This is a genomic window from Prosthecobacter sp., assembly GCF_034366625.1.
Classification (GTDB): domain Bacteria; phylum Verrucomicrobiota; class Verrucomicrobiia; order Verrucomicrobiales; family Verrucomicrobiaceae; genus Prosthecobacter.
This window is the reverse complement of sequence record NZ_JAXMIH010000006.1, coordinates 999,551-1,023,494: the sequence shown is the minus strand read 5'-3', so window position 1 is coordinate 1,023,494 and position 23,944 is coordinate 999,551. Positions and strand designations below refer to the sequence as shown.

At 59.5% G+C, this 23,944-nt stretch carries 19 protein-coding genes; 5 read left to right on the top strand and 14 right to left on the bottom strand.

Annotation, left to right across the window (positions count from 1 at the left end; translation table 11 throughout):
• Position 1: 1 nt before the first annotated feature.
• The 14 genes from U1A53_RS06960 to U1A53_RS06895 all read right to left on the bottom strand — a co-directional run bounded on the left by U1A53_RS06960 (position 2) and on the right by U1A53_RS06895 (position 17,176).
• A complete protein-coding gene (locus tag U1A53_RS06960; protein WP_322279868.1) occupies positions 2–1,369 on the bottom strand; it encodes a cytochrome c oxidase subunit 3 in 1,368 nt (455 codons plus the stop codon).
• 35 nt (positions 1,370–1,404) lie between these two features.
• A complete protein-coding gene (locus U1A53_RS06955; RefSeq protein WP_322279867.1) occupies positions 1,405–3,366 on the bottom strand; it encodes a cbb3-type cytochrome c oxidase subunit I in 1,962 nt (653 codons plus the stop codon).
• Positions 3,367–3,384: 18 nt separating this feature from the next.
• The gene (locus U1A53_RS06950) at positions 3,385–4,197 is read right to left on the bottom strand and encodes a plastocyanin/azurin family copper-binding protein (protein WP_322279866.1); all 813 of its coding nucleotides are present in this window, start codon (positions 4,195–4,197) and stop codon (positions 3,385–3,387) included.
• An 11-nt stretch (positions 4,198–4,208) separates the two neighbouring features.
• Complete coding sequence (locus U1A53_RS06945; RefSeq protein ID WP_322279865.1) at positions 4,209–4,943, bottom strand: cytochrome c; 735 nt, start codon at positions 4,941–4,943, stop codon at positions 4,209–4,211.
• Between the two features lie 24 nt (positions 4,944–4,967).
• Positions 4,968–5,654 carry a cbb3-type cytochrome c oxidase subunit II gene (locus U1A53_RS06940; protein WP_322279863.1) on the bottom strand — a complete coding sequence of 229 codons (687 nt, stop codon included), beginning with the start codon at positions 5,652–5,654 and terminating at the stop codon, positions 4,968–4,970.
• Positions 5,651–7,132, bottom strand: coding sequence for a cbb3-type cytochrome c oxidase subunit I (locus tag U1A53_RS06935; protein ID WP_322279862.1), 1,482 nt, complete (start codon positions 7,130–7,132; stop codon positions 5,651–5,653). The genes U1A53_RS06940 and U1A53_RS06935 overlap by 4 nt, the downstream gene beginning before the upstream one ends.
• Positions 7,133–7,135: 3 nt before the next feature.
• The gene (locus U1A53_RS06930; protein ID WP_322279861.1) at positions 7,136–7,651 is read right to left on the bottom strand and encodes a hypothetical protein; all 516 of its coding nucleotides are present in this window, start codon (positions 7,649–7,651) and stop codon (positions 7,136–7,138) included.
• 15 nt (positions 7,652–7,666) lie between these two features.
• On the bottom strand, positions 7,667–9,013 hold the full coding sequence (locus U1A53_RS06925; RefSeq protein ID WP_322279860.1) for a hypothetical protein: 1,347 nt from the start codon (positions 9,011–9,013) through the stop codon (positions 7,667–7,669).
• Between the two features lie 24 nt (positions 9,014–9,037).
• Positions 9,038–9,721 carry a cytochrome c gene (locus U1A53_RS06920; RefSeq protein ID WP_322279859.1) on the bottom strand — a complete coding sequence of 228 codons (684 nt, stop codon included), beginning with the start codon at positions 9,719–9,721 and terminating at the stop codon, positions 9,038–9,040.
• 21 nt (positions 9,722–9,742) lie between these two features.
• A complete protein-coding gene (locus U1A53_RS06915; RefSeq protein ID WP_322279858.1) occupies positions 9,743–10,342 on the bottom strand; it encodes a DUF3341 domain-containing protein in 600 nt (199 codons plus the stop codon).
• Positions 10,343–10,363: 21 nt separating this feature from the next.
• Positions 10,364–11,821 (bottom strand): NrfD/PsrC family molybdoenzyme membrane anchor subunit, encoded by a 1,458-nt coding sequence (gene nrfD / locus U1A53_RS06910; RefSeq protein WP_322279857.1) that lies wholly within the window; start codon positions 11,819–11,821, stop codon positions 10,364–10,366.
• Positions 11,822–11,830: 9 nt separating this feature from the next.
• On the bottom strand, positions 11,831–15,127 hold the full coding sequence (locus tag U1A53_RS06905) for a TAT-variant-translocated molybdopterin oxidoreductase (RefSeq protein ID WP_322279856.1): 3,297 nt from the start codon (positions 15,125–15,127) through the stop codon (positions 11,831–11,833).
• Between the two features lie 24 nt (positions 15,128–15,151).
• Complete coding sequence (locus U1A53_RS06900; protein ID WP_322279854.1) at positions 15,152–15,958, bottom strand: cytochrome c3 family protein; 807 nt, start codon at positions 15,956–15,958, stop codon at positions 15,152–15,154.
• Between the two features lie 174 nt (positions 15,959–16,132).
• On the bottom strand, positions 16,133–17,176 hold the full coding sequence (locus U1A53_RS06895) for a retropepsin-like aspartic protease (protein ID WP_322279853.1): 1,044 nt from the start codon (positions 17,174–17,176) through the stop codon (positions 16,133–16,135).
• 118 nt (positions 17,177–17,294) lie between these two features.
• Between U1A53_RS06895 and U1A53_RS06890 the strand changes: the two genes are divergently transcribed.
• Genes U1A53_RS06890 through U1A53_RS06870 form a run of 5 tightly spaced genes read left to right on the top strand, consistent with a single transcriptional unit; the run spans position 17,295 to position 23,939 of the window.
• Complete coding sequence (locus U1A53_RS06890; RefSeq protein ID WP_322279852.1) at positions 17,295–18,551, top strand: ABC transporter permease; 1,257 nt, start codon at positions 17,295–17,297, stop codon at positions 18,549–18,551.
• A gap of 3 nt (positions 18,552–18,554) precedes the next feature.
• Entirely contained in the window at positions 18,555–20,066 is a 1,512-nt protein-coding gene (locus tag U1A53_RS06885) for an ABC transporter permease subunit (protein WP_322279851.1), read from the top strand.
• A gap of 11 nt (positions 20,067–20,077) precedes the next feature.
• Positions 20,078–21,997 (top strand): extracellular solute-binding protein, encoded by a 1,920-nt coding sequence (locus U1A53_RS06880; RefSeq protein ID WP_322279850.1) that lies wholly within the window; start codon positions 20,078–20,080, stop codon positions 21,995–21,997.
• Complete coding sequence (locus U1A53_RS06875; protein ID WP_322279849.1) at positions 21,994–22,974, top strand: ABC transporter ATP-binding protein; 981 nt, start codon at positions 21,994–21,996, stop codon at positions 22,972–22,974. The genes U1A53_RS06880 and U1A53_RS06875 overlap by 4 nt, the downstream gene beginning before the upstream one ends.
• Complete coding sequence (locus U1A53_RS06870; protein ID WP_322279848.1) at positions 22,971–23,939, top strand: oligopeptide/dipeptide ABC transporter ATP-binding protein; 969 nt, start codon at positions 22,971–22,973, stop codon at positions 23,937–23,939. The genes U1A53_RS06875 and U1A53_RS06870 overlap by 4 nt, the downstream gene beginning before the upstream one ends.
• Positions 23,940–23,944: the final 5 nt, after the last annotated feature.

The window sequence follows — 23,944 nt, the reverse complement described above, 5'->3', positions numbered from 1 at the left end:
ATTAGAGGAGATACAGCAGCGGGAAGAGGAAGATCCAGACCAGATCGACGAAGTGCCAGAACAGGCCGCCGACTTCGACGCGGTTGGCCAGATGCTCGGGGTCTTTCTTCAGACGCTTGTTGTCGAACACGAGGAAGTACAACAGCACCAGCGCCCCGGCGACGACGTGTGCGCCATGCAGACCAGTGAGCGTGAAGTAGATGGCGTAGTAGGTGTTGAGCTTGGGCGTGAAGTTGGAGAAGAAGGTGATGTCTTTCTTCTCGATGATGACCGTGGGGTGATGCGCCTCGCCGTGGCCGTGAGATCCGGCAGGAGCGTGGGCTTCAGCACCATGCTTGTCACCATGAGCCGCACCTTCGGCAGGCGGAGTGGCGGAGTGGAGCTTGAAGTACAGCGACTCTTTCTGAAGCGTGGCGGATCTGGCCTTGTCACGCGTGGGGTACTTGTGCTCGAACTCGGAGACGTGATGGTCACGGTTGGCGACGAAAGCCTTCTGCCAGTTGGCGAGATAGCGGTGATCGAAGGCCAGTGACTTCTCAGGCTGCGCGACTCCGCGTGTGTCGATGCCATCGACTTCGAGGGTCATCTTGTCGTCGATGAGCTTGCCGGTGGCTGTGGTGCCGTCACGGAAAGTGATGGTGGTGGCGGTGTAGCCGAAGATTTCCGAGGGTCTGGCGGCGACTTTGAACGGAGCCGTGGCGGTGAGCTTCACCGTGGCGGTGTCTTTCTTGTCAGCTTTGGCCTTGGCAATCGCTGCGGCGCGGAGTTCGGCGAACGCGGCCTTGTCGAGGGTGATTTCCTTGCCGTCCTCAGTTTTAAACTTGGGTGCCTCGCCTTCGACGTATGGCAGCACATGATCCACCGGATCAGCCGTGACAGCGCTTTGCCTCACCGGAATGCCGAGGGAAAGTTCGGTCACGTCGCCGAACTTCACGGTGTAGGGAATAGTGTGGCCATGCTCATCCTCCGGCATGTGGCCGGTGAGGATGGTGCCGTCGGTGAGCTTCACGGCGTAGTGCTTGAACTTCGCGCTATATTCGAGGCTCTTGTTGAACATGAAGACACCGGCGCAAATCACCGTGATGGCCATGTTGATGCGATACCAGCCGAACTTGCGCAACTTCAAGCAGGCCCAAGCCATGACCACTGTGACGGAGGAGGCGATCAGAACGATGGTGTTCCAGAAGCCGAGGGTGACGTCGAGGTCATGCACCGGCCAAGGATAGTCCGCACCGAGGCGGAGGAAGATGTAAGCGGAGAACAAACCGCCGAAGAGCATGACTTCCGAGGCGAGGAAGAGCCAGATGCCGATCTTGGCGTTGAAGAGGCCGGTGTCCGGGCGGGCGTGGACTGTGTACGGGATTTCCATTGAAGTAGTCGCGGTTCGCGGTTCTCAGTTCGCGGTTAGTGATGCGCCAGCACCTTGTCGGCGGCAGGTTTGGTTTCGGGTTTGCCGGGTTCAGATTCCCACTGCGGATAGAAGTCGGTGACGTGGCCGGGGAGGCTGTACTCGTACGGTCCGCGATGAGCGACCGGATCAAACAGGAAGTTGCCATGCGGCGGCGGCGTGGGTGTGGCCCAGTCCAGCGTGGTGGCATCCCAGGGATTGTCGCTTTCAACTTTTTTGCCGCCTTTGATGCTGAACCAGAAGTTGAAGATGAAGGGCACCTGGCCGAGGGCGAGAATGAAAGCGCCGACGGACATGACGATGTTGAGGGAAAGCATATTGTCCGGAATATCGAGGCCGAAGACGGCGCCGATCTTGTGCGTCAGAGTCGTGGTCCAGTGGGAGAAACCGGCGGTGTTTTCGAAGTATTTGCCGCCGTCATACCAGCGGCGGTGGAAGCCGGCCATGCCCTGGATCATCATGGGCATAAACACGAGGTTCATGCCGATGAGCGACGGCCAGAAGTGCCATTTGCCGAGCCGGTCACTCATGAAACGACCGGTGATCTTCGGGAACCAGTGATAGATGCCAGCAAACAGGGCGAAGATGGTGCCGGGGGCGACAACGTAGTGGAAATGGCCGATCACGTAGTAGGTGTCGTGCAGTGCGAGATCGATGAACGAGAAGGCCAGCGGCAGACCGGTGAGACCGCCGATGCCGAACATGGGCAGGAAAGCACATGCGAAGAGCATCTGCGTGTTGAAGCGGATGGAGCCACCCCACAGCGAGATCATGAGGCAGGTCAGGAGAACCACGGACGGCACTGAGATGAGCACCGTGGTGATCTGGAAGTAGGTGGACATCATCGTGCCCATGCCGGTGAGATACATGTGGTGCGCCCAGACGAGGAAACTGAGGAAACCGAGCGTCAGCACGGAGTACACCATCGACTTGTAGCCCCACAGCGGACGGCGGGCATTGCAGGGAATGACTTCTGTGAGAATGGCGAACGCAGGCAGGATGAGCACGTAAACCTCAGGATGGGCGAGGAACCAGAACAGATGCTGGTAGAGCAGGGGATTACCGCCGCCGGAAATGTCGAGGTGCTTGCCGCCTTCCATCAAACCGGTCGGCAAATAGAAGGAGGAGCCGAACACGCGGTCGGAGAGCTGCAGGATGGCGGCCACTTCAAGCGGCGGGAAGGCCAGCAGGAGCAGGAAACCGATCACAAACATCGCCCAGCAGAAGAAGGGCATCTTCATCCAGGCCATGCCTTTGGTGCGCAGGTTGATGAGGGTGGCGATGAAGTTGACGGAGCCGAGAAGTGACGCGGAGATGTTGAACACCATCGCCGTGAGCCACCAGGTGTGGCCATGCGACCAGACGCTCGTCACGCCGAGGGCCGTCGTCGATGCCAGCGGCGAATACATCGTCCAGCCAGTCTGCACCGGACCGGTGCCGACAAAGAAGCTGTACATCATCAACACACAACTGATGAAGAAGAACCAGTAGCTGAGCATGTTCAGGCGGGGGAACGCCATGTCGATGGTGCCGATTTGCAGCGGCATGACAAAATTGCCGAAAGCGGCGAAGCCCAGCGGCACGATGCCGAAGAACACCATGATCGTGCCGTGCATGGCGCCGAGCATGTTGTAGATCTCGCCGTTGAGCGAGCCGTCTGCGTTCAGCCAGCGGCCGAACATGGCCTCGAAGAGGTCCTTAATGAGGGGGATATCACGAATCAACTCGATCGCCGGCACCGGGACGCCCGGATAAGCGATGCTCCAGCGCATGAGCAGCATGAGGAAGAAGCCGAACAGCAGGAAGATCAAGCCGGAGAGGCCATACTGGATGCCGATGGTCTTGTGATCGCTGGAGAAAATGTACTTCCACACGAAGCTCTGTTCATGGTGCCCGTGCGCATGGTCATCATGCGAGTGATCGTGGGCGTGATCGTGAGAGGTGGCGGCGGCGCTCATAGGCTGGGGGTCAAAAGGTCAAAGTTGAAAGGCTTTCGCGAAATCGAAGGTGAAATCGGCGGTGGCTTTGCCGCCACGGATGGTGACGGTTTGCGAAAGTTTTTGCGGAAACTGCGGGTGCCAGGCCTCGACGACGTATTCGCCGTCCATGAGCGCTCGCGTGATGGTAAAACAACCATCAGTGGCGGATACCGCATTGTGGACACCTTCGTGGACAAACACCCAGGCGCTCATCCAGCGATGCACATCGCATTCGAGGCGGTAGATGCCGGGAACCTGGAAAGCCTTCACGTTTTCATCGCCGCGTGAGGGCTGGCCGATGTTGTCGATGTTCTCGCCTTTGCCATGCGTTCCAGCTTCCTGACGGGCGATGCGGATGTTGTGGAAGGTAAGATCACTGTTGTGAAAGCGAACGTTTTGGCCGGGCTGGATCGCAACCGTATGCGGCAGGAACTCGCACTTCGTCTGATCAATGAGCGGAGCGACCAAAGGCAGATTGCTGGCACGCTGGCTGCCACGCACCGTGATTACCGCATCCGCAAGCGCACCATCGGCGGCGACGCGCCAGGTCGGGTCAATGATGTCGCCGTGACCGGTGCAGAAAGGATTGCCGCCGACATCGACGAGCTTACGCAATTTTGCAGCGTCTGCGCCTTGGAGCATCACTTTGCCGGTGATGCTGGGCGTTTCGGCGATTTCGGCCGCAGGTGTGAGTTTCACCTCGTTCGCGGCCTCGGGCATCTTGCCGCAGCTCACGTTCGCGATCAGCATGACGGCTCCGAAGGCAGCCCAAGGTGCCTGGCGGGAGACGGTTTGCTTCACACGGGTCATTGTCGTTGAAATTACTTGGCTGCAGGCGCGGCAGCAGCCGCTGCTGGTGCCGCGGTGGCTCCAGGACCGGCGGGAATTTCACCGGGAACGTTTTTGTCAGCGAACGGCTTCAGGTCAGCATCGGTCCACTGCGTGGCGCGCTTTTCCTCATCGCGCACCTTCTGCACCATTTCCTTGGTGATCATGCTGGCTTCATTGCCCCAGGAGTTGCGCACGAATGTCAGCACGTTGGCGAGATCTTGAGAGGACATGGCGCCGCCGAAGGGCTGCATGCCGCCAGGAGTGTTGAAGCCTTGGCCTTTGACGGTGATCGGACCCGTGAGACCGTGCTGCACGATGCGGATCAGACGCTCGGTGCCGCCAGTGACGTAATCTGAACCAGCGAGGGGCGGGAACTGGCCGGGAAGGCCGCCGCCGTTGCCCTGATGGCAGCCACCACAGACAGAATAGCCGCTGGCACCTTTTTTCATGGCCATTTGGAAGGGGTCCATGGCGGCTCCGGCTCCGGCTCCACCGGGACGCGGATCACCGCCACCGGCGATGGCGAAAGGATTGCTGACGTCGAAGCTCCAGCCGCCCGTCATAGGTCCAAGCTGGCCACCGGCAATGATGGCGATGAGCATGAGCAAAAACATGGCCCACAGCGGTGCGGGCTTGCTTTCGGGAGCGAGATCTTCCTTCTCGCGCTTCACGGCGGCGTGGAGGCGATCGAGATCGGTGCTGTCAGGATGGGCGGGGGCGCTCATGGGGCGTGCGGGTCGCGAGAGGGGCTATTTTTTAGCGGGAGCGGCAGCAGCGGCGACGGCTGCGGCCTGTCCGGGGACGGGATAGTCCTTTTTCAATGAGAGAAGATATTCGACGAGACGGTCGGCTTCCTCGGTTGGAACGACTTCATAGCCTGCGGGCACGGCGAACTTCTTCGGCAGCTTCAACGCGCGATCCGAAGACGGACCCTGGATCTTCTGCACTTTGTAGAGCTTGGTGTAGGCTGGCATCGTGCTCCAGTCATGCACGGAACGCGGAGCGAACAGATGAACGTGGAGCTTCGCGGCTTCTGGGGCACGCCAGCCGAAGTTGGCGAGATCAGGGCCGACACGTTGAATGCCGAGCAGCGCATATTTTTCGCCAAGGTAGTCACGCAGTTCGTTCGGGCGGGCAGGAGTGGTTGGGCGGGCTTCCTGGTCCTGGCCCCAGCCTTTGTACCAGCCATCAAGGCCGAGCTGGGCAGGGCGAATCATCTGTGTGTGGCACTGATTGCAACCTTCACGAATGTAAATGAGCTGGCCCTGCCCATTGATGGGAGCGGGGGGATAGAATCCTTCGACGCCATCTTTCTCCTTGTCATAGGCGACGGGCGTGAGCTGCTGGTACTTCATCGCCGGAATGACGATGAGGCACAGCCAAGGTAGACCGAAGGAAGCAACGAGGCCGAGTATGAAGGTGCGAAAGTTCATCATGCGTGGGCGGGAAGAGCGTGATCGTCATGCTCGTGATGCAGCAGCGTGGGTGCCGAACTGCGGCGGCCCAGACCTGCGACCATGAGCAGGAGGTGAATAAGGAACATGAAGTTCGAGAAACTGATGAGCGCCCAAGCCACCGCGCGCGAGACGACGTAGGCGCGGGAGTTAACGACGTGATTCATGAAGGTCTGGTCCCAGTGCTCCGGATTGTTCAGGTCCGCGCCCTGCTGCCAGCCGGCGACGAGGCTCATGATGACGATGGTGCTGACTCCATAGACGGAGAACCAGAAGTGATTGCGGATCAGGCGCACGCTGAGCCATTCACAGCCGGAGAGACGCGGGACGATGTAGTAGATCGCTCCGAACACACACATGCTGAAGAAGCCATACACGCTGACCACCTGGAACGAATACCACGATTGGGTGAACTGCAGCCCGGCACCAGTCCAGAAGGCGGAATTCAGCGCCAGAATCAGACCCGAGACGGGATAGAACAGCGCCCCGAAGAAAACGAAACGCAGCGTCGGACTGGCAGCGACAGCGCTGTGCTTGCCGAGCGTGGTGAGGTGATGATTGAGACCCACAAGACCGACCGGAATGAGCAGAAGCACGCCGGTGGCAGCGCCAATGGCAGACATCCAGGCGGGAAGGGGACCACCCATGTATTTCTGCATGCCAGTCCAGCCGCCGAGGATGGCGAGGGTCCAGAAACCTGCGGAAGCGAGCTGCGCGCTGGCGATGGGCTGGCCGGTGATCTTCGGGATGAAGTAATAAGCGGCACCAATGCCCACGGGAACGAAGAACAGCAGGATCACACCGTGGATGTACCAAGCGTCAATGCCAGCACCGAGAGCACCGAGGCCTGGCAGGCAATGCAGCGCGACGTTGGCGGTGATGAAAATCCAGGGGAACCAGAAGCAGGCACCCAGGATGTACCAAGTGCTGACCATGAAGCCTTCAGGACGGATGGCGCGGCCAAACATGCGGGCAATTGGCCAGGCGAAGCAGAGGAAGCAGATCAGCAGCACCGGCCAGACAAATTTCGGCATTTCGAGCCACTCGATCGAGGTGCTCTTGCCCATCAGGACGGCAAGGATGCCCACGGTGATGGTGATGTTCCAAAAGACGCCTGCGGTGATGAGAACGCTCTTGCCGCTCTTCAATTCCTGGCCGGAGCGACGGGCCATGATCCAAAGCATGACACCGAGCGCGGCCTGCACGCCCCAACCATAGACAAGCGCGTTGATGTGCGCAGGCTGAAGACGGCCGTAGGTGATGTATTGGCAGTCGCCAAGGAACTCGGGCTCCACCAGCTTGATCGCGGCGAGAACGCCGAGCAGCGTGGAGAGCATGAGCCAGAAGGCTCCGTTGGTGAACAGGAACAGCACAGGGCCTCGCACCGACTTGTCGATCGCCGCACGGCGAAGATTGTCGGCCTGAAGGTCCGTGTCAGGAGTGGAGGGAATGGTCTGCATGACTTACTTGGGCGGAGCGGGTGCGGCAGGAGCCGGTGCAGGAACTGCGGGAACCGCAGGAGCAGGGGAAGCGGGTGTAATGGGCGCGGGCGCGGCGGCCGGAACCGGTACAGGTGCGGCGGGAGCAGTGGGTGGTGTTCCAGCAGCAGGTGCGGGGGAAACTGGGGCCGGAACGGCGGCGGCAGGCATCGCGGCGGCGGCTTGTTTGAGCTGAGTAGGTGAGCCGGGGACGACCTGGGTGCTCACCGCAGGCTTTTTCGCGCCGAGATCAGCGAGCGTCTTTTCAAACACGGACTTCTTCTTCGCGGCGTCGGTCAAACCCAGCTTGGCGAGGTTATCGCTCTGCGCCTTGAGGATTTCAGCGGTGTAGGCCGTGCGTTCCGACTCGCGCGGGTCGAAACCCTGCTTCGAATCATTCACGGCCTGGATGATGGTGAACAGCACGGCGAAGCCTGCGAAGGCTCCAAGCACCCACAGGAAGGTGGCTCCGGCTTTTTGAGGTTGATCGGACTGCGACATGGAAAAGCGGGGGGATCAGTTGACGACGTTCACGGACTCGATGAGGCGCGGATCACGCCAAGGATACAGGCTGTATTTGGCAAGGCCGCGCAGGTAAAGGAAGCCCATGGTGCCGAACACGGCGCACAAGGCGGCCAGATCCTGCACCCAGGCACCCGGAACCCAGTAGCCAAGGCCCAAGGACGGGCCGCGTTCAGGGATGACGTTCCAATAGATGTCCACCAGGTGCATGAACAGAATCCAGATACAGACGAGACTGACGACGACGGGGTTTTTCTTGCGCGGCTGGGACAGCAGCAGCAGGAACGGGCCGACGAAGTGGCCGACGACGATGAAGATCGACACACCGCGCCAGGCTTCGGTGTTACGCGTGAGGTAGAAGCGGGTTTCTTCCGTGATGTTGGCGTACCAGATGAGGAAATACTGGCTGAAGGCGATGTAGCCCCAGAACACCGTGAAGGCGAAGAGCAGCTTGCCCATCAGATGGTAATGCTCGTCGGTGACGACCTTGTTCAGGTAACCAAGGCCGCGCAGCCAGGTGAGAACGAGAATGGAGAGCGCCATCGAGGCCCAAGCACAGCCAGCGAAGATGTACACGCCCCACATCGTGGAGAACCAGTTGTAGTCGAGCGACATGAGCCAATCGACCGACGCGAAGGTCACGGTCAACGCGTAGAAGAGCAGCCAGCGGCAGGAGAAAGCGCGTGCGGCGATGGTGTGCTTGATGTCGCCATCCTGCTCCTGCTTGAGCGACTTGCCGCGCAGTGTGCGGGCGATGTGCCAGAGGATGAGGAAGTAGAGCACGAAGCGCACCTGCCAGCTAAACGGCGGCAGGAAGTGGTTGCTGATGTTCAGGTAGCCGAACTTCTCGACCAAGATGTGCAGATGTGGGTTGGCCTCGATTTTTTTGGCTTCGTCACCCACGGTCATGTGGTGAAGAGCTTCTTTGACGGTGCTGTGATCGTGATGCGCGTGTTCAGCGGCGGCACGATGATGATTCATCCACTCATAGAGCGGCTTCTGCACCGCCGGAATGAGCAGCGGTGTGGCCATAATGCCCATGGCGAGGATCATGTTGGCCAGATTTTCCCAGATACGGCGCACGGCGACGCCCCAGCTCGAGTTTGACGCGCTGTGGAGCAGAATCCAGAAGCAGCCGCCAACCACGAAGGTGAAGGTGAAGAAAACGGCGAACAGCCAGGAGTAGGCAAAGGTGTCCGTTCTGGCGAAGAAGAAATAGCCGGAGGCGATGAGGCCGAGCAGGCCGACGAGGCCCAGCGAGCCGATGAGCTTGCCGCCCTTGGCCGGTTCGAATTTTTCTCCGCCCTGGGGCAGATCGTTGAAGGTGACGTGGTGACTCATGCCGGGATTCGCGTGATCGTGCCGTTACTGGAGGGGAAGGGTGACGCCGGACTCTTTGGCGGCGAGTTGCAGGGAGCGGATGTAGGCCACGATGGCCCAGCGGTCGCGCACGGTGATGTTGCCGCCGTAACCACCCATCAAACCTTTGCCGTTGGTGATGGCATCATAGATGGCACCATCCGCGCGATAGGCGGCGGCATTGGCAGGGTTGGTGTTGCCAGGCTGCTGAAAGTTGAAAGCGGTCAGAATGCCGTATTTGGAGGTCACGCCCTTGCCGTTGCCGGAAGCACCGTGGCAGATCGCGCAATGGATGGCGTAACGTTGCTCACCACGCTTGATGAAGGCGTCGTTAAAGACAGTGCTGTCACCGGTGATCTCAGTCGGCAGGCCGTCGCCGTAGAAATCGCCCATCTTGCCAGTGTCGTAGTAGCTGCTGCCGTTGCTAAACGCCACGCGGGCGGGCTTGGCTCCGTTGGCAGCCGGCTTGGCGGGGATCTCGAAACCCATCGGCACCGTGCCTTTGACGGGCATGCGCGCACCGCGGCCATCGGCGAAAAATTCGCTCACGGCCTGGTATTTGATCTTGGCCTGATGATCCATGTCCGGGAACACTTCGAGCGGCGGCAATTCGGACTTGCTGCCACGGAATCCGAACGCGCTCACAAGGATCGCGCCGACAAAGAGAAAGCTGAGGAAGTAGTACTTCATGGTTCGTGCGGTGCGCGAGGCTTAGACTTCGTCCTCCACGAGTTCGATGTTTTTGCCGCCGGCTTTTTCGAGAAGGGACTTGGTGCCTTCCTGGGAGAATTTCGGGTCGCGGGCTTCGATGCAGACAAAGAAACCGTCGTCGGAGAATTTCGGGAAGCGCTTGGAGGCGAACAGCGGATGGTTCCAGCGCGGCAGGCCGATCAAGGCGAGCAGTCCAAACAGAGTGGTGAAGGCGCTGAACAGAATCGTCAGCTCGAACATCACAGGGAAGAATGCTGGCAGCGTCCAGATGTCCGTGGGCTTGCCTTGAACGACCGTTGGATAGGTTTCGACGATTTTTTCGAGGAAGCCGAGTCCGATGCTGCTCCAGAAGTTGGTCTGAGTGATGGTTTGCAGGGTGAAGGCGACGATCGTGCCGGTGATGCCGCCGCAGAAGACAAGAATGGGCAGCTTGGAACGGGACACACCCATGGCGTGGTCCATGCCGTGGATCGGGAAGGGCGAATGCACATCCCAGCGCTGATAGCCAGCGTCACGCACATGCTCGGCGGCATGGTACAGCTCCTTCACGCTGTCAAATTCAGCGAGGTATCCGTGGACTCGTTTGAGGGTGGTGCTCACAGTCGAAGTGCAGTTGAAAGGTTAGGCGGCAACGGGTTTGGGGACGTGACGGTCGGAGTAGTCCATGAGGTCTTCCTCCTGAATGCCGGGCTCGGCATGATCGTCACGGTGCGGGTTCGACTGCGGCAGGACGCCCTTCACTTCACCGATGGCGATGACGGGCAGGAAGCGCAGGAACAGCAGGAACAGCATCATGAAGAAGCCGAAGGTGCCGAGGAAGGTGTACTTATCGACCCAGGTGGCCTCATAAACACCCCAAGAGCCGGGGATCATGTGACGCTCCAGCGTGGTGGCGATGATGACGTAGCGCTCGAACCACATGCCGGCGTTCACAAACATGCAGACGAGCATGACGATCCACACGTTGTGGCGGCACCAGCGGAACCAGAAGAGCTGCGGTGCGAAGACGTTGCAGCTAAACATCCAATAGTAGGCCCAGGTGGATGGACCGGTGAGGCCACGCAGCGTGAAGGCAGCGCCTTCATACGGATTGGCGCTGTAGTAGGCCATGAACAACTCCATGCAGTAGGCGTAACCGACAATCGTGCCCGTGAGCAGGATGATCTTGGCCATGTTGTCGATGTGCTTCGGCGTGATGAGGTCGTCCAAACCGTAGATACGGCGGCAGGGGATCATCAGCGTGAGCACCATCGCGAAGCCACCGAAGATGGCGCCAGCAACGAAGTAGGGCGGGAAGATCGTGGTATGCCAGCCGGGAACGATGGAGGTGGCGAAGTCGAAGGACACGACGGAATGCACGGAAAGCACCAGCGGCGTCGAAAGAGCGGCCAACAGCATGTAACCCGTCTCATAGTGGCTCCAATGGCGGTTGCCACCGCGCCAGCCGAGGGCGAACAGGCCGTAGAGGAATTTTTTCAAGCCGGGACGGCAACGGTCACGCAGCGTGGCAAGGTCAGGCACAAGACCGAGGAACCAGAACACCAGCGAGACCGAGAAATACGTCGAAACGGCAAACACGTCCCACAGCAACGGCGATTTGAAGTTCTGCCAGATGGCATTGGCGTTCGGGATCGGTGCGAGGAACCACACCATCCACACACGACCGACGTGGAAGGCCGGGAACAAGCCCGCGCACATCACGGCGAAGATCGTCATGGCTTCAGCAGCGCGATTGACGGACGTACGCCACTTCTGACGGGTGAGGAAGAGAATGGCGGAAATGAGCGTGCCGGCGTGGCCGATACCGATCCAGAACACGAAGTTCGTGATGTCCCAGGCCCAGGCGACCGGCTGCTTCTGCCCCCAGACACCGACGCCGGTGGAAATGAGGTAGGTGAAGCAGAACACCATGATGCCGGTGAGGATCACGCTCGGAATGAACAGCAGCCACCAGAGGGCGGGCTGTTTGTTTTCCACGATGCCGCAAATGCGGTTCGTGATCCACGAATAGGAACGTTGGTTCAGAACCAGCGGTTCGCGGTCCAGAATTCGCGGTGTGTTTGAGGCTGAGGCGTCCATGTGTCCGGTTTAGAATTGATTGTTGCTCCACACGGCGATGTTTTCCGCGCCGGGCATGTTCTTGTTCGGATTGCGCAGCCGGGCGAGGTAGCTCGTGCGCGGGCGTGTGCCGATGTATTTGAGCAACTGGTAATCACGCGGCGATGCCTTCGATTTGACGACGGCGGATTTCGGATCGGCCAGGTCACCAAAGACGATGGCGTCGGCCGGGCAGGACTGCTGGCAGGCGGTTTTGACACTGTCGGTGGGCACGCGGAAGTTCTTCGAATCGCGCTGCACCTGCTTCTGCAGGATCTTGGCGGTCTCGATGCGCTGCACGCAATACGTACACTTCTCGATGACACCACGCATCCGGACGGTGACGTTCGGGTTGCGCTGGAGGCGGAGGCTTTCGTCTTCCTTCTTCTCGCCCAGAGGTCCGGCGTAAAGATTGCCGACTTTCATGCCGAGCACGGTTGTATCGATCAGCGGGTTGCGCTTGTTATAGTCGAACCAGTTGAAGCGACGGGCGGTGTAGGGGCAGTTGTTCGCGCAGTAGCGCGTGCCGATGCAGCGATTGTAGGCCATCGCGTTGAGACCGTCGTCGGTGTGAACGGTGGCGTTCACCGGACAAACGGTTTCGCACGGCGCGGATTCACACTGCTGACAGGCGAGAGGCTGGTGCACCATCTCAGCGTTCTCGAGCTGCTCAGGCGTCGGATCATCAACGGCATACGTGCTTTCCTGGGCGACTTCGTTCTTGCCCCACTTCGGCACGGCGAAATAGCGGTCCATGCGGATCCACTGCATCACGCGGCCTTTGCGAACCTGGTCTTTGCCAACGACTGGAATGTTGTTTTCGCTCTGGCAGGCAACGATGCACGCCGTGCAACCGATGCACTTGCTGAGATCGATGGTCATGCCCCACTGATGCTTGGTCTCGTAGTCGAAACCGGCGGGGTTCTCCTCAGAACGCACGCCGACCTGGCCTTTGTAGAAGGAAATGTTTTCCGGGATGTGCCCGTCCATGCCGGTCTTCTGCGCAAACGCCGCGTCCTTGTTGAAAGTGTCGAGCGTGCCTTCGCGATACACCGCGCGGCCTTCCATCGTGTTCTGATCCTGCGTGATGGCGAGTTCAGCGACGGTAGGAAGCACTTCGATCTTCGCACCGCCCAAGACAAACGTGCCGGGCTGCTTGCGCAGCACATACGCGTTCACACCACGCTTGCTGCCGACAGTGCCGACGCCCTTCTGACCGTAGCCAAGGGGCAGCGTGATAGAATTGGAAACATGGCCCGGCGCTTCAATGGCCGGGATTTCGATTTCAGCGCCACCGACGGAAATCTTGACGTTCTGGCCTTCCTTGAGGCCCAGACGGCGGAACGTGACGGAACCGATCCACGCCGCGTTATCCCAAGTGAGTTTCGTCACGGGATCGGGAGCTTCCTGGAGCCAGGCGTTGTTGGTGTAACGGCCATCAAACACGCTGGAGTCAGCGACGAGCACCACTTCGAGCGAATCATCGGTCGGAGCCGCAGCAGGCGCAGCCTTGGCAACGATTCCGGCAACGGCGGCGACATTCGGCGCAGCGCTGGCTTTGGCGAAGACGGAGCCTTTGAGGAAGCCGTCACGCAGGGTGAAATTCCACTTCGTTTCGTCAAGACCACCGGAAACTACGGCAAAGGTGTCGCGAACTGCCGTGTAAGCAGCGTCTTCGACCGGAGCGGCGGGAACTGCCGCCGGGACCGGAGCCGCACCTGCCGCAGGAGCAGCGGCGGGGGCTGCAACTTCGACTGGACCCAGTTTTTTGCGGCCCAGCAGAGCGAGGAGAACTTCAATCTTGCTCGCACCATCAAACAGTGGAGCAATCATCGGCTGAACGATGGAGTAGGTGCCATCAGCGGCACGAGCATCGCCCCATGTTTCCAGATAATGCGCCGACGGGATGTGCAGCGCCGCGTGGCGTGCCGTGTGGTTCTTGAGCATGCCGACGTGAACAAGCTTCACGCCTTTTTCAGTGATGAGCTTCGCGAACGCCTCGGCGTCCGGTGCGTCGTAGTAAAGGCTGGCAGGAGTGAGGGAAACGAGAGTCTTGATCTGACCGCCGGAAACGGCGGCCTGAAGCTCGGCGAAGCCACCCATTTCGGGAGCCGGGCTGTCTTGGAGCAGTTCGATCGTCGAACCGTAGGCACCGAGAGCATTGTTGATCGAAGCGACGAACGCGTGAACTTCGGCACCATAGCGGGAACCCGCGAGAACAACAGCCCTGCCCTTGTTGTCGATCAAATCGCGAACCGCCGGAGCGATCCATTCTTTAAGACCGGCAGGAGCCGTGTCGGCGAGCGCTTTGGCGGAGGCGTCTCCCAATTCCGAGGCGATCAATGCCGCAGCAACCGGGATCAAGCTGGCCGCGAGCGGCTTGCGATGATCGGCCATGCCGCCAGTAAGAGTGTAACGATTTTCAAGAACGTAGAGGCGGTTCATGTCCGCCGTTTTGGCGTCCTTGGCACGATGCTTCGTGAAGGCGGCGATCGGTTCGCCTGCAACCGGGTCAACACCGAGGAAATCGCAGTCCAACGAGAGGATGCGCATCGCAGAGCCGAGCTTCACGAAGGGCTTCACACCCGCGCCAAGGATTTCCTTGTTCGCTGCGGCCAAACCTTCGCCACCGACGGCTTCGTATTGAAACAGCTTCACCTGTGGGTAAGCGGCCTTCACTTCAGCAAGCAGACGCACATAAGTCGGCGAAGTCGTGGCACCCGCGACGATGCCCAAGCTGGCACCGGAGGTTTTTTTGGCGTCCGCGATCGCAGCAGCAATCAAGTCGTTCGCCTTGGCCCAGGAGAGTTCCTTGCCAGCACCAAGAGGCTTCTGGGAGCGCTCAGGATCGTAAAGATCGAGCACGGAAGCTTGGGCGAAGCTGTCCACACCACCACCGAGTGGGTGGAGCGGATTGCCCGTGACGTGCGTCGGACGGCCTTCGTGCGTAGCGACAACCAGAGGCGTGGCACCACCGCTGCGCGGCATCGTGGTGGCGTAGAGGAGCGGCTTGCCCGGAATCATCCACTCCACATGCTGGGTGTACGGCAGGATTGTGGTCAGCGGACGGCGGCAGCTTGCCAGACCCATCATGCCCACGCTGGCACCCATGATTTTCAAAAACTCACGGCGACCGTTTTCGCGTTCTTCTTCGGTCAGAGTGTCGCCAGCGGGAAACTCGCGACCCAGGTTTTTGAGGAAATCTTCACGACGATCCAGTTCGGCGACACTGCGCACGTAGCGCTTGGCGTTCTGCGGCTCCTCGGGATGCTTCCAAATGCGTTTCATGTGTCAGGAAAAAGGGTCGCGGGGTTAGCGGTGGCAGGCGGTGCAGGATTCCGGCGGCTGAATCTGCCAGTGCTTCTTGATCTGGGTGCCCACTTCAGTCTGGGTCACTTCTTTGCCGTAAGTTTTCTCGGCGAGTGCGAGGAGTTGCTCAAGGCTGTCTGCCTTGCCGCTCTCGCCAGCGATCACGGTGGCGATCTCGCCAGCCGGGATCTTTTTGTCGAGCAGGCCTTTATAAAAGTCGGCGCGCTTCAGATCGCCGGCCTTGTAGTTCAGATTGGTGACGAATTCGAGCGGACGCAGGTTCTTCTCAGGATTGCGGTGGCAGTCAAGGCACCAGCCCATGGACTGCGGCTGGTCGTGGCGGACGACTTCCATCTCATTGATCTTGCCGTGGCAGGAGACGCAGGAGATGCCGCGGTTGAGGTGCGCGCTGTGATTGAAGTAAACGTAATCAGGTGCCTTGTGAACTTTTACCCACGGGATGGACTTGCCGGTTTCGTTGGCCTTCACGACGAGCGCGAGGTTGGGTGAGTTGCTGCGGATGTTGCCCTTGCCCGGACCGTGGCAGTTGAAGCAGGTCTGGTTGGTCGGCACGTTCGCGTGGCTGGAGCTTTCTGCGAACGAATGACAGTAGCGACAGTCGAGGCCGAGCTGGCTGGCGTGAATCTTGTGCGAGAAGGGCACCGGCTGCGTCGGTTCATAACCCACGCGCGTGTATTTCGGTGTGAAGTAATAGGCGACGCCGACACTCACGCCAAAGGCAATGAACACGACGGCAATGGCTACCTTGAGCGGCAGCCAGTTGGTCCAACGCGGAAAAAAGTTACCCATAGAAAAATGTCGTCAGATGAGCTTGTGAAAAATTTCACAAGGATTTCCAGAATAGGTAAGCGATAACAGGTTTGCAACCGTCATCTTGTTTTTTTTGAACTTTTGTATGCATGGCTTGTCCTGTTGCGATTCCGTCGCAAAAAAAACGCCTTTCAGTCCGGGAACGGCACGCCTTCAACCCCACTCGATCCACAGCAGTTTGCGCTCAAAGTCCAACGTCACGCGGTAGTCCTCCAACAGGTAGGTTCCGAGACGCGACGGCCCCGGCATCACGTCCACCTCGGCAAATGGGTAGTACGATCCGAACAAGCCGAGTGCCATGAACTCCAGCACCCGCACCTTCGCTTGATCCGGCGTCTGCGCACCGCCAACGCCAGTGATCAGGTAGTTTCCACCCACATGCCAGCCACCATCCTTGTACCCGAGCACTTGGGCCACCCGTTGATCAAGCTGCACGCCAAAGACAGAGCCGGAATCGACCACAGCTTCCCAGGCAACCTTGCCATACTTCAACACCGTCGTCGGCACGCCGTTTTTCATGCTGAAGCTCGTCTTGTGCAGATGCCTGCGCTGCTGGCCCGGATAACTGCGGGTAAAGCCAAACTCGACCTCCTCCTTCAAAAAATCGAGCGTCAGGTATTTGCAGTGGTTCGCCGCCAGATGCACGCCGAGCACAGAGATGCCCAGGTGCTCCTTCAAAATGCCGGTTCCCCACGCCGTGCGCTGCATGCGCACGATGCATGGCAGGTTTTCCAGCCTCCAAGGGCCGATCTGCACTGTGGGAATCAACGCTGCCATGCCAGGTTCACGGCCCAGCACGCCGGCCATGGTCGGACGCACCTGTGGCACCGTCCGCAGCCCATACTCCACCGCCTGCTCCGCATCGAACACGCTGAAGGTCGCCCCGGTATCGAGCATAAACTTCTTCGGTTTGCGCCCGTTAAGACTGACCTTGATGTGTGGAATCCCGTTTTCGTAGTACATCGGCACCTTCAGCACACCCTCCGGCGGCGGCACGCTGTGGGTGCGCACACTCAGCCCACCTTTGGTCACATTGATCTCGGAGGCAGGCACTGCCTGTGCCTGAAGCTGCCGCTCCATCTCCACCGGCACCGCCTCGTTCTTGATCGCAAACGACTCCGCGCACCCCATCACGCACACCATCAGGCAAACTGCCTGCGCCAAGCGCAGACCCATGAGGAGATACGGATAATTCATGCGGTGCAAGCCATCCATCGTGCCGTTAATCCTGTCAACACGCCGCAATTCGCACACAAATCCTTGTGCCCACCGCCGTACTGCTTGAGATTTCCATTCTCTCCCTTCCGACCACCGCATGCGCGATTACTTCATCCGCCGCTTCCTGCTGATCATTCCGACGTTGATCGGAGCGACGATGGTGGTGTTTTTTATCACGCGGGTGACTCCGGGCGGACCGCTGGAAGCCGCGCTGCGACAGGCGGCGGCGCAGCAGGGGGATCGCGGCATGAAGGACGCGGGGGCCTCGCTCAGTGAGGAGCAAAAGGAGGAGATGGCGGCCTATTATGGCTTCGACCGGTCGTTCTTTCCCGCCTACCTCGCCTGGCTGGGCATTCTGCCAAAGGAAGGTGACAAGCAGTTCATCAAGTTCGCCAAAGACAAGCAGGAGATGCCTGTGACTCTTCAAGAGTTGCTGCCGCGTGACCAATGGAAGCCGAACAACGCCTACCGGACCACGCAGGCCAAGGTGACTCGTGATGGCAAGCTGTCCGCCGATGACGCCAGCGGCCTAAAAGAGTGGCAAACTCGTGCCGAGAAAGAAAAAGAACGTGTACAGGTTTTCCGCCCGAAGTTTGACGGCCTGCTACAAGGCAACCTGGGCATCTCGACGCGCTACAACGAGTATGTCTGGGACATGATCCGCGAGCGCATGCCGATCTCGATTTTCTACGGGCTGGTCACCTTCATCATCAGCTATCTCGTCTGCATTCCGCTGGGTATTTTGAAGGCCATCAAGCACCGTACGGTGATCGACAATGCGAGCTCGATCCTCATCTTCGTGGGCTACTCTATCCCCGGCTTCGTGCTGGCGAGCGTGCTCGTGGTGTATCTTGCCGCGCGGCTGAACTGGTTCCCCACGGGCGGCTTTGTCAGTGAAAATTTCGCCTCGCTCACGGTCGGCGGCAAAGCCTGGGATGTGATGCATCACGCGGTGCTGCCACTGATCTGCTACATGGTCGGCAGCTTCGCCTTCATGACGATGCTGGTGAAAAACAACCTCATGGACAACCTCGCCGCCGATTACGTCCGCACGGCGGTGGCGAAGGGCGCGGGCTTCAAGCGCGCGGTGCTCGTTCATGCGCTGCGGAACTCGCTCATCCCGCTGGCGACGACGCTGGGACACATCGTCTCGATCTTTGTGGCTGGCTCGACGCTCATTGAACTTATCTTCGAGATCAACGGCTTCGGCCTGCTCGGCTATTACAGCTTGCTGGATCGAGACTACCCCTTGGTGATGGGCATCCTGGTCGTGGATGTCGTGTTGCTCATGCTGGGCAACATCCTCTCCGATTACTTCGTCGCGCTCACTGATCCACGCGTTCGCTTTGACTAACTCATGTCTCCCCGCACCACCGGCATCACCTTTATTGCTTATGCGGCACTTGGCGCGTTGTTTCGCGGGCTGTCGTTGTCTGTGCCGGTGTTCAAGGTGCCATTTCTTGGCGGTTCGTGGCTGGGATGGATTTTGCTCGCAGTCTTCGCGCTGACAGGCGGCTGGTTGCTCTGGCTCGGTCAAACGCAGTGGCATTGGAGTCCACTGACCTTGAAACAACTTCGTCGCTTCCGTGAGATCAAGCGCGGGCATGCCTCCTTCCTGGTTCTACTCGCTCTGGTAGGGGTGGGATCACTCGACAGCCTGATCGTGGGCAAGCGTGCGCTCGTCGTCCGCTATGAGGGCAAGTTTTACTTCCCGTTCGTCACCGACGTGAAGCCTGCGACCACGTTTGGCCTCAAAGACGAGTCGGAGACGGATTATCGCGAGCTGCAGCGCCAGTTCCACGAGTCCAAATCAGCGAACTGGGTGCTGATGCCCATCGTGCCGTATGATCCGAAGCTCGACACGCCGGAGACCATCGAGGAGGTCGTTTTGCGTGAGGGTGTGGCTTATCGGGCGAGTGAAACCAAACCTTTCGATGGCCGCGCTTACACGCTGTTTCGCGACAAGCCGCAGCAGAAGCGCCAGGAGTGGGTCTTCCGTCATGGTTTGAAGCAGGGTGAGATGCTTGGCTGGGATGTGAACAACGAGCAGGTGGAGAAAGCCACCTTCGACAAGGGCACCCGCGTCACCTACACCGACTTCACCGATGGCAAAGCAGGTGCGCTGGCGTCGCAAGCCTCTGAAACCATGCGAACCGTGGTTTATCCGCCTTCACCACCCTCGTGGGCGCATCGGCATTTCCTCGGCACGACTTCGATGGGTGGAGATGTGCTCGCCATCCTTTATGGCGGCTGGCAGCAGGCGATCATCGCTTCGATCCTGTTTGTGACCTTCGTTTTCGTTGTGGGTGTCGCGGCGGGTGGTTTGCTCGGCTACTTCGGCGGCGTGCTGGACCTCGTGGGCATGAGATTGATCGAGATCTGGTCGGTGCTGCCGTTCCTGTTCATCGTGATGATCGTCAGCTCGATCATCAGTCCGAATCTGTTTCTGCTGGTGGTCATCATCTCGCTGTTCAGTTGGATGGGCACCACGATCTACATCCGCACGGCGGCCATGAAGGAGAAAGCGCGTGATTATGTCGCCTCCGCACGGCTTCTCGGTGCCAGCACGGGTCGCATCATCTTCAAACACATCCTGCCAAACAGCATCGCCATCCTTGTGACGCTCGCGCCCTTTGAAGTGTCGGCCATCATCACCTCGCTGGCCGCATTGGATTACCTCGGCTTCGGTCTGCCGCCGGAAGAACCAAGCTGGGGCCGCCTGCTGCATGAAGGCACCGAGGACTTCAATTACCCCTGGATTGTCAGCAGCGCCTTCGTGGCGATGACCACCGTGCTCGTGCTCGTCACCTTCGTCGGTGAAGCCGTGCGCGAGGCCTTTGATCCGAAGAAATTCACGACTTACCGATGAGCACTGGGCACATGATTTCATTCGCTCGCAAAGCTGCTCTCATCAGCTGTGCCGCACTTGTTGTTTCTTGCTCTGACTCAGACGACACGCGCTTCCCGCCTTACGACAACACCGAGGAAGTGACCGCTTACTGGAAATCGAAGCCGGACTTCTTCCAGTGGAAGACGCCTGCTGATCTTCCAGCGAGTCTGAAATGGGAAAACGCCGCCGATGTGCCGGAGTTTGGCGATCCGCGCGCAAAGAAAGGCGGCACCTTCCACGACTGGCACCCGACCTTCCCACCGACGTTCCGCAAAGTCGGCCCAGATGCGAGCAACACCTTCCGTGGCGAGCATCATGACAACATCGAGATCAGCCTCATCACGCGTCATCCTGATGAGGACGTCTGGATTCCCGGCTTGGCGAAGGAATGGGCCGTCTCCGAAGACCGCAAGACGGTGTATTTCCGCCTCCAGGACAAGCTGACCTATTCCGACGGGCAGCCTGTCGAGGTGGAGGACTTCTTCATGACCTTCTTCGTCATGACCAGCACGCACCTGAAGGACCCTTGGTACAATGACTGGTACACGAAGGAGTATGCTGGGATCACCAAGTTCGACGATCGCACCTTCTCGATCACGATTCCGGAGCCCAAACCAGACCCCATCTGGTATGCGATGATTCCACCCAGCCCGCAACACTTCTACCGTGAACTCGGACCTGACTTCCCAGCACGCTATCAGTGGCGCATCTGTCCGGTGACCGGGGCTTATGTGATCGACCCCGCTTTGATGAAGCGTGGTCGCTCCATCACGCTGAGCCGGGTCAAAGACTGGTGGGCGCGCGATTTGAAGCACTATCGTTACATCTTCAATTGCGACTTCCTGGAGTACAAGATCATCGCCAGCCAGGACAAAGCCTTCGAGATGTTCCGCCAGGGCCAGTTTGACTACTATCTCGCCGGCCTGCCACGCTACTGGTATGACAAGGCGGAAGTCCCCGAGATCTACAACGGCTACATTGAGCGGCACATGTTTTACAACGAGTACCCGCAGGTCACTTGGGGCATCCGCATCAACGAAAGCAAACCGCCGCTCGACAACCTCGATGTGCGCCTCGGCATCAACTACGCAATGAACTTCCAGAAGGTGATCGATGTGGATTTCCGTGGCGACAAGACGCGCATGAACAGCACGGTGTCAGGCTTCGGCAAGTTCACCAATCCTGATCTCCGCGCCCGGCCCTACGATCCGGTGAAAGCTCGTGAGCACTTCGCCAAGGCCGGCTTCACCAAGGCTGGACCCAATGGCATCTTGCAAAACGCGGAGGGCAAAAAACTTTCCTTCACGCTTACCACCTTCAACTCCGGCACCATCACGCCGATCATGCTGCGCCTGAAGGAAGAGGCCAAAAAGGCGGGATTGGAGATCAATGTCGAGGGGCTCGACTCCACGCAGATGTACAAGAAGCTCGACCAGAAGAACCACGAAATGGGTTTTGCCGGATTCGGAGCGCAGCCGCCTTATCCGCGCTTCTGGGACGACTATCACAGCGCCAACGCCTTCAAAATCGGCAAGGACGGCAAGCGCGAGATCGTCACCGACACCAACAACATGACGCAGACTGCCGATCCTGCGCTTGATCCGCTCATCGACCAGCATCGCAAGGCGAAGACCGAGGAAGAAGTGCAGCGTCTCTCCTGGCAGCTCGCCAAGCTCATCGAAGACCGTGCCTGCACCATCCCGGCCTGGGAATCACCGTTTTATCGCTACATGACCTGGCGCTGGGTGCGGTGGCCTGAGAAAGGCAATGCGCGCAAAAGCCGCGAGCCGATGGATGCCCACATGTTCTGGATCGATGAAGATGTGAAACGTGAAACCAAGGAAGCCATCCGCACCGGGCGCGACTTTGGCGAAACCCTGCGCGTCTTTGACGCCAACAAAGCGAAATGAGCAGCCCCATCCTCCAGGTCGAAAATCTCGTCACCGCGTTCGACACGGACGCGGGGCGCATGACGGCGGTCGATGGCATCAGCTTCGATGTGCCTAGCGGCAAAACGCTCGGCATTGTCGGCGAGTCAGGTTGCGGCAAGAGCGTCACTGCTTTCTCCATCACGCGCCTGCTTCCGCAGCCTCACGGGAAGATTCTCGGCGGCAGCATCCGCTTTGAAGGGCGTGATCTGGTGACGCTGCCGCTCGATGAGATGCAGAAGATTCGCGGGAACGACATCTCCATGATCTTCCAGGAGCCGATGACGGCGCTGAACCCCGTGCAGACCGTCGGCAGACAGCTCGCGGAGGCCATCCTGCTGCACACCGAATGCAGCAAGGCCGAGGTGCTCTCCCGCAGCATTGACATGATGATCAAGGTGCGCATCCCGGAGCCAGCGCAACGGCTCAACGAGTATCCGCATCAGCTCAGCGGCGGCATGAGGCAGCGCATGATGATCGCCATGGCGCTGATCAACAAACCCAAGCTCCTCATCGCCGACGAGCCGACCACCGCGCTGGATGTCACCGTGCAGGCGCAGATCCTGGAGCTCATCGCCGATCTGCAAAAGGAGATGGGCATGAGCGTCATCCTCATCACCCACGACCTCGGCGTCATCGCCGAAGTGTGCGATGAAGTCGCCGTCATGTATGCCGGACGCATCGTCGAACAGGCCAGTGTCTTCGATCTCTTCGCCAAACCGCGCCATGCTTACACGCAAGGCCTGCTGGAAAGCATCCCGCGTCTCGACAGCAAGCCCAAGACCTTGCTCAGAGCCATCCCAGGCAATGTCCCCGGCATCGCCGACTTCAAACCCGGCTGCCGTTTCGCTGAACGCTCGGGTCGTGACCACACATCAGCGCATCTGACCCATCGCCCGCCCTTCATCGAGATCGCACCGAACCATTTCGTCGAGAACTGCCCCATCTGCGTCGCATGAGCCTCCTTACCGTCCAAAACCTCCAGCAGCACTTCCCCGTTCGCGGCGGCGTGCTTCGGCGCTCTGTGGCTTCGTGCAAAGCGGTCGATGGTGTGAGCTTCACGCTCGGTGAAGGCGAAACCCTTGGCCTCGTGGGCGAGTCCGGCTGCGGCAAGACCACGCTTGGCAAAGCCATCGTGCGTCTGCTCAAACCCACCAGCGGCAAAATCGAGTTCGATGGTCAGGACATCACGCACGCCGGTATCGGTGCGCTGCGCCCGATGCGCCGTCATGTGCAGATGATCTTCCAAGATCCTGCCGAATCGCTGAACCCTCGACACACCGTGCGCGACATTTTGGAGGAGCCCTTCATCGTGCAAAAGCTCGGCACCAAGGAGGAGCGGCGGAAGTGGGTGCTCGACCTGCTCGACAAAGTCGGCCTGTCCGCGAGCGCGACAGATCGTTTCCCCTTCGAGTTCAGCGGCGGCCAGCGTCAGCGCATTGGCATTGCGCGGGCCATCGCTTTGAAGCCCAAGCTCATCATCTGCGATGAACCTGTCTCAGCCCTCGATGTCTCCGTGCAAAGTCAGGTGCTGAATCTCCTGCTCGACCTCCAGCGTGAGATGGGCCTGAGCTACCTCTTCATCGCCCATGGCCTCAGCGTGGTGAAGCACATGAGTGACCGCGTCGCCGTGATGTATCTCGGCAAGATCGTCGAACTCGCCCCAGCGGAGGAGCTTTATCACAACCCCCGCCACGCCTACACCAAGGCCCTGTTGGATGCCATCCCCGTGCCTGATCCGGCCAAACGCCGCAAACGCCAGCTCCTGCAAGGGGATGTCCCTTCGCCGATCAATCCGCCCGCCGGCTGCGCCTTTGGGCACCGCATGAGACATCCCAAATGGGAACAGAGCGTGAGCCTGGATCTCACGCTCAAAGAAATCGCGCCGGGTCATTTCGTGCAGCCGTGTCCGTGCTGCACGTAGTGGTC

Coding starts and splice junctions, on each gene's coding strand:
- U1A53_RS06960 (WP_322279868.1), bottom strand. CDS start 1,369: ATGGAAATCCCGTACACAGTCCACGCCCGCCCGGACACCGGCCTCTTC.
- U1A53_RS06955 (WP_322279867.1), bottom strand. CDS start 3,366: ATGAGCGCCGCCGCCACCTCTCACGATCACGCCCACGATCACTCGCAT.
- U1A53_RS06950 (WP_322279866.1), bottom strand. CDS start 4,197: ATGACCCGTGTGAAGCAAACCGTCTCCCGCCAGGCACCTTGGGCTGCC.
- U1A53_RS06945 (WP_322279865.1), bottom strand. CDS start 4,943: ATGAGCGCCCCCGCCCATCCTGACAGCACCGATCTCGATCGCCTCCAC.
- U1A53_RS06940 (WP_322279863.1), bottom strand. CDS start 5,654: ATGATGAACTTTCGCACCTTCATACTCGGCCTCGTTGCTTCCTTCGGT.
- U1A53_RS06935 (WP_322279862.1), bottom strand. CDS start 7,132: ATGCAGACCATTCCCTCCACTCCTGACACGGACCTTCAGGCCGACAAT.
- U1A53_RS06930 (WP_322279861.1), bottom strand. CDS start 7,651: ATGTCGCAGTCCGATCAACCTCAAAAAGCCGGAGCCACCTTCCTGTGG.
- U1A53_RS06925 (WP_322279860.1), bottom strand. CDS start 9,013: ATGAGTCACCACGTCACCTTCAACGATCTGCCCCAGGGCGGAGAAAAA.
- U1A53_RS06920 (WP_322279859.1), bottom strand. CDS start 9,721: ATGAAGTACTACTTCCTCAGCTTTCTCTTTGTCGGCGCGATCCTTGTG.
- nrfD (WP_322279857.1), bottom strand. CDS start 11,821: ATGGACGCCTCAGCCTCAAACACACCGCGAATTCTGGACCGCGAACCG.
- U1A53_RS06905 (WP_322279856.1), bottom strand. CDS start 15,127: ATGAAACGCATTTGGAAGCATCCCGAGGAGCCGCAGAACGCCAAGCGC.
- U1A53_RS06900 (WP_322279854.1), bottom strand. CDS start 15,958: ATGGGTAACTTTTTTCCGCGTTGGACCAACTGGCTGCCGCTCAAGGTA.
- U1A53_RS06895 (WP_322279853.1), bottom strand. CDS start 17,176: ATGAATTATCCGTATCTCCTCATGGGTCTGCGCTTGGCGCAGGCAGTT.
- U1A53_RS06890 (WP_322279852.1), top strand. CDS start 17,295: ATGCGCGATTACTTCATCCGCCGCTTCCTGCTGATCATTCCGACGTTG.
- U1A53_RS06885 (WP_322279851.1), top strand. CDS start 18,555: ATGTCTCCCCGCACCACCGGCATCACCTTTATTGCTTATGCGGCACTT.
- U1A53_RS06880 (WP_322279850.1), top strand. CDS start 20,078: ATGATTTCATTCGCTCGCAAAGCTGCTCTCATCAGCTGTGCCGCACTT.
- U1A53_RS06875 (WP_322279849.1), top strand. CDS start 21,994: ATGAGCAGCCCCATCCTCCAGGTCGAAAATCTCGTCACCGCGTTCGAC.
- U1A53_RS06870 (WP_322279848.1), top strand. CDS start 22,971: ATGAGCCTCCTTACCGTCCAAAACCTCCAGCAGCACTTCCCCGTTCGC.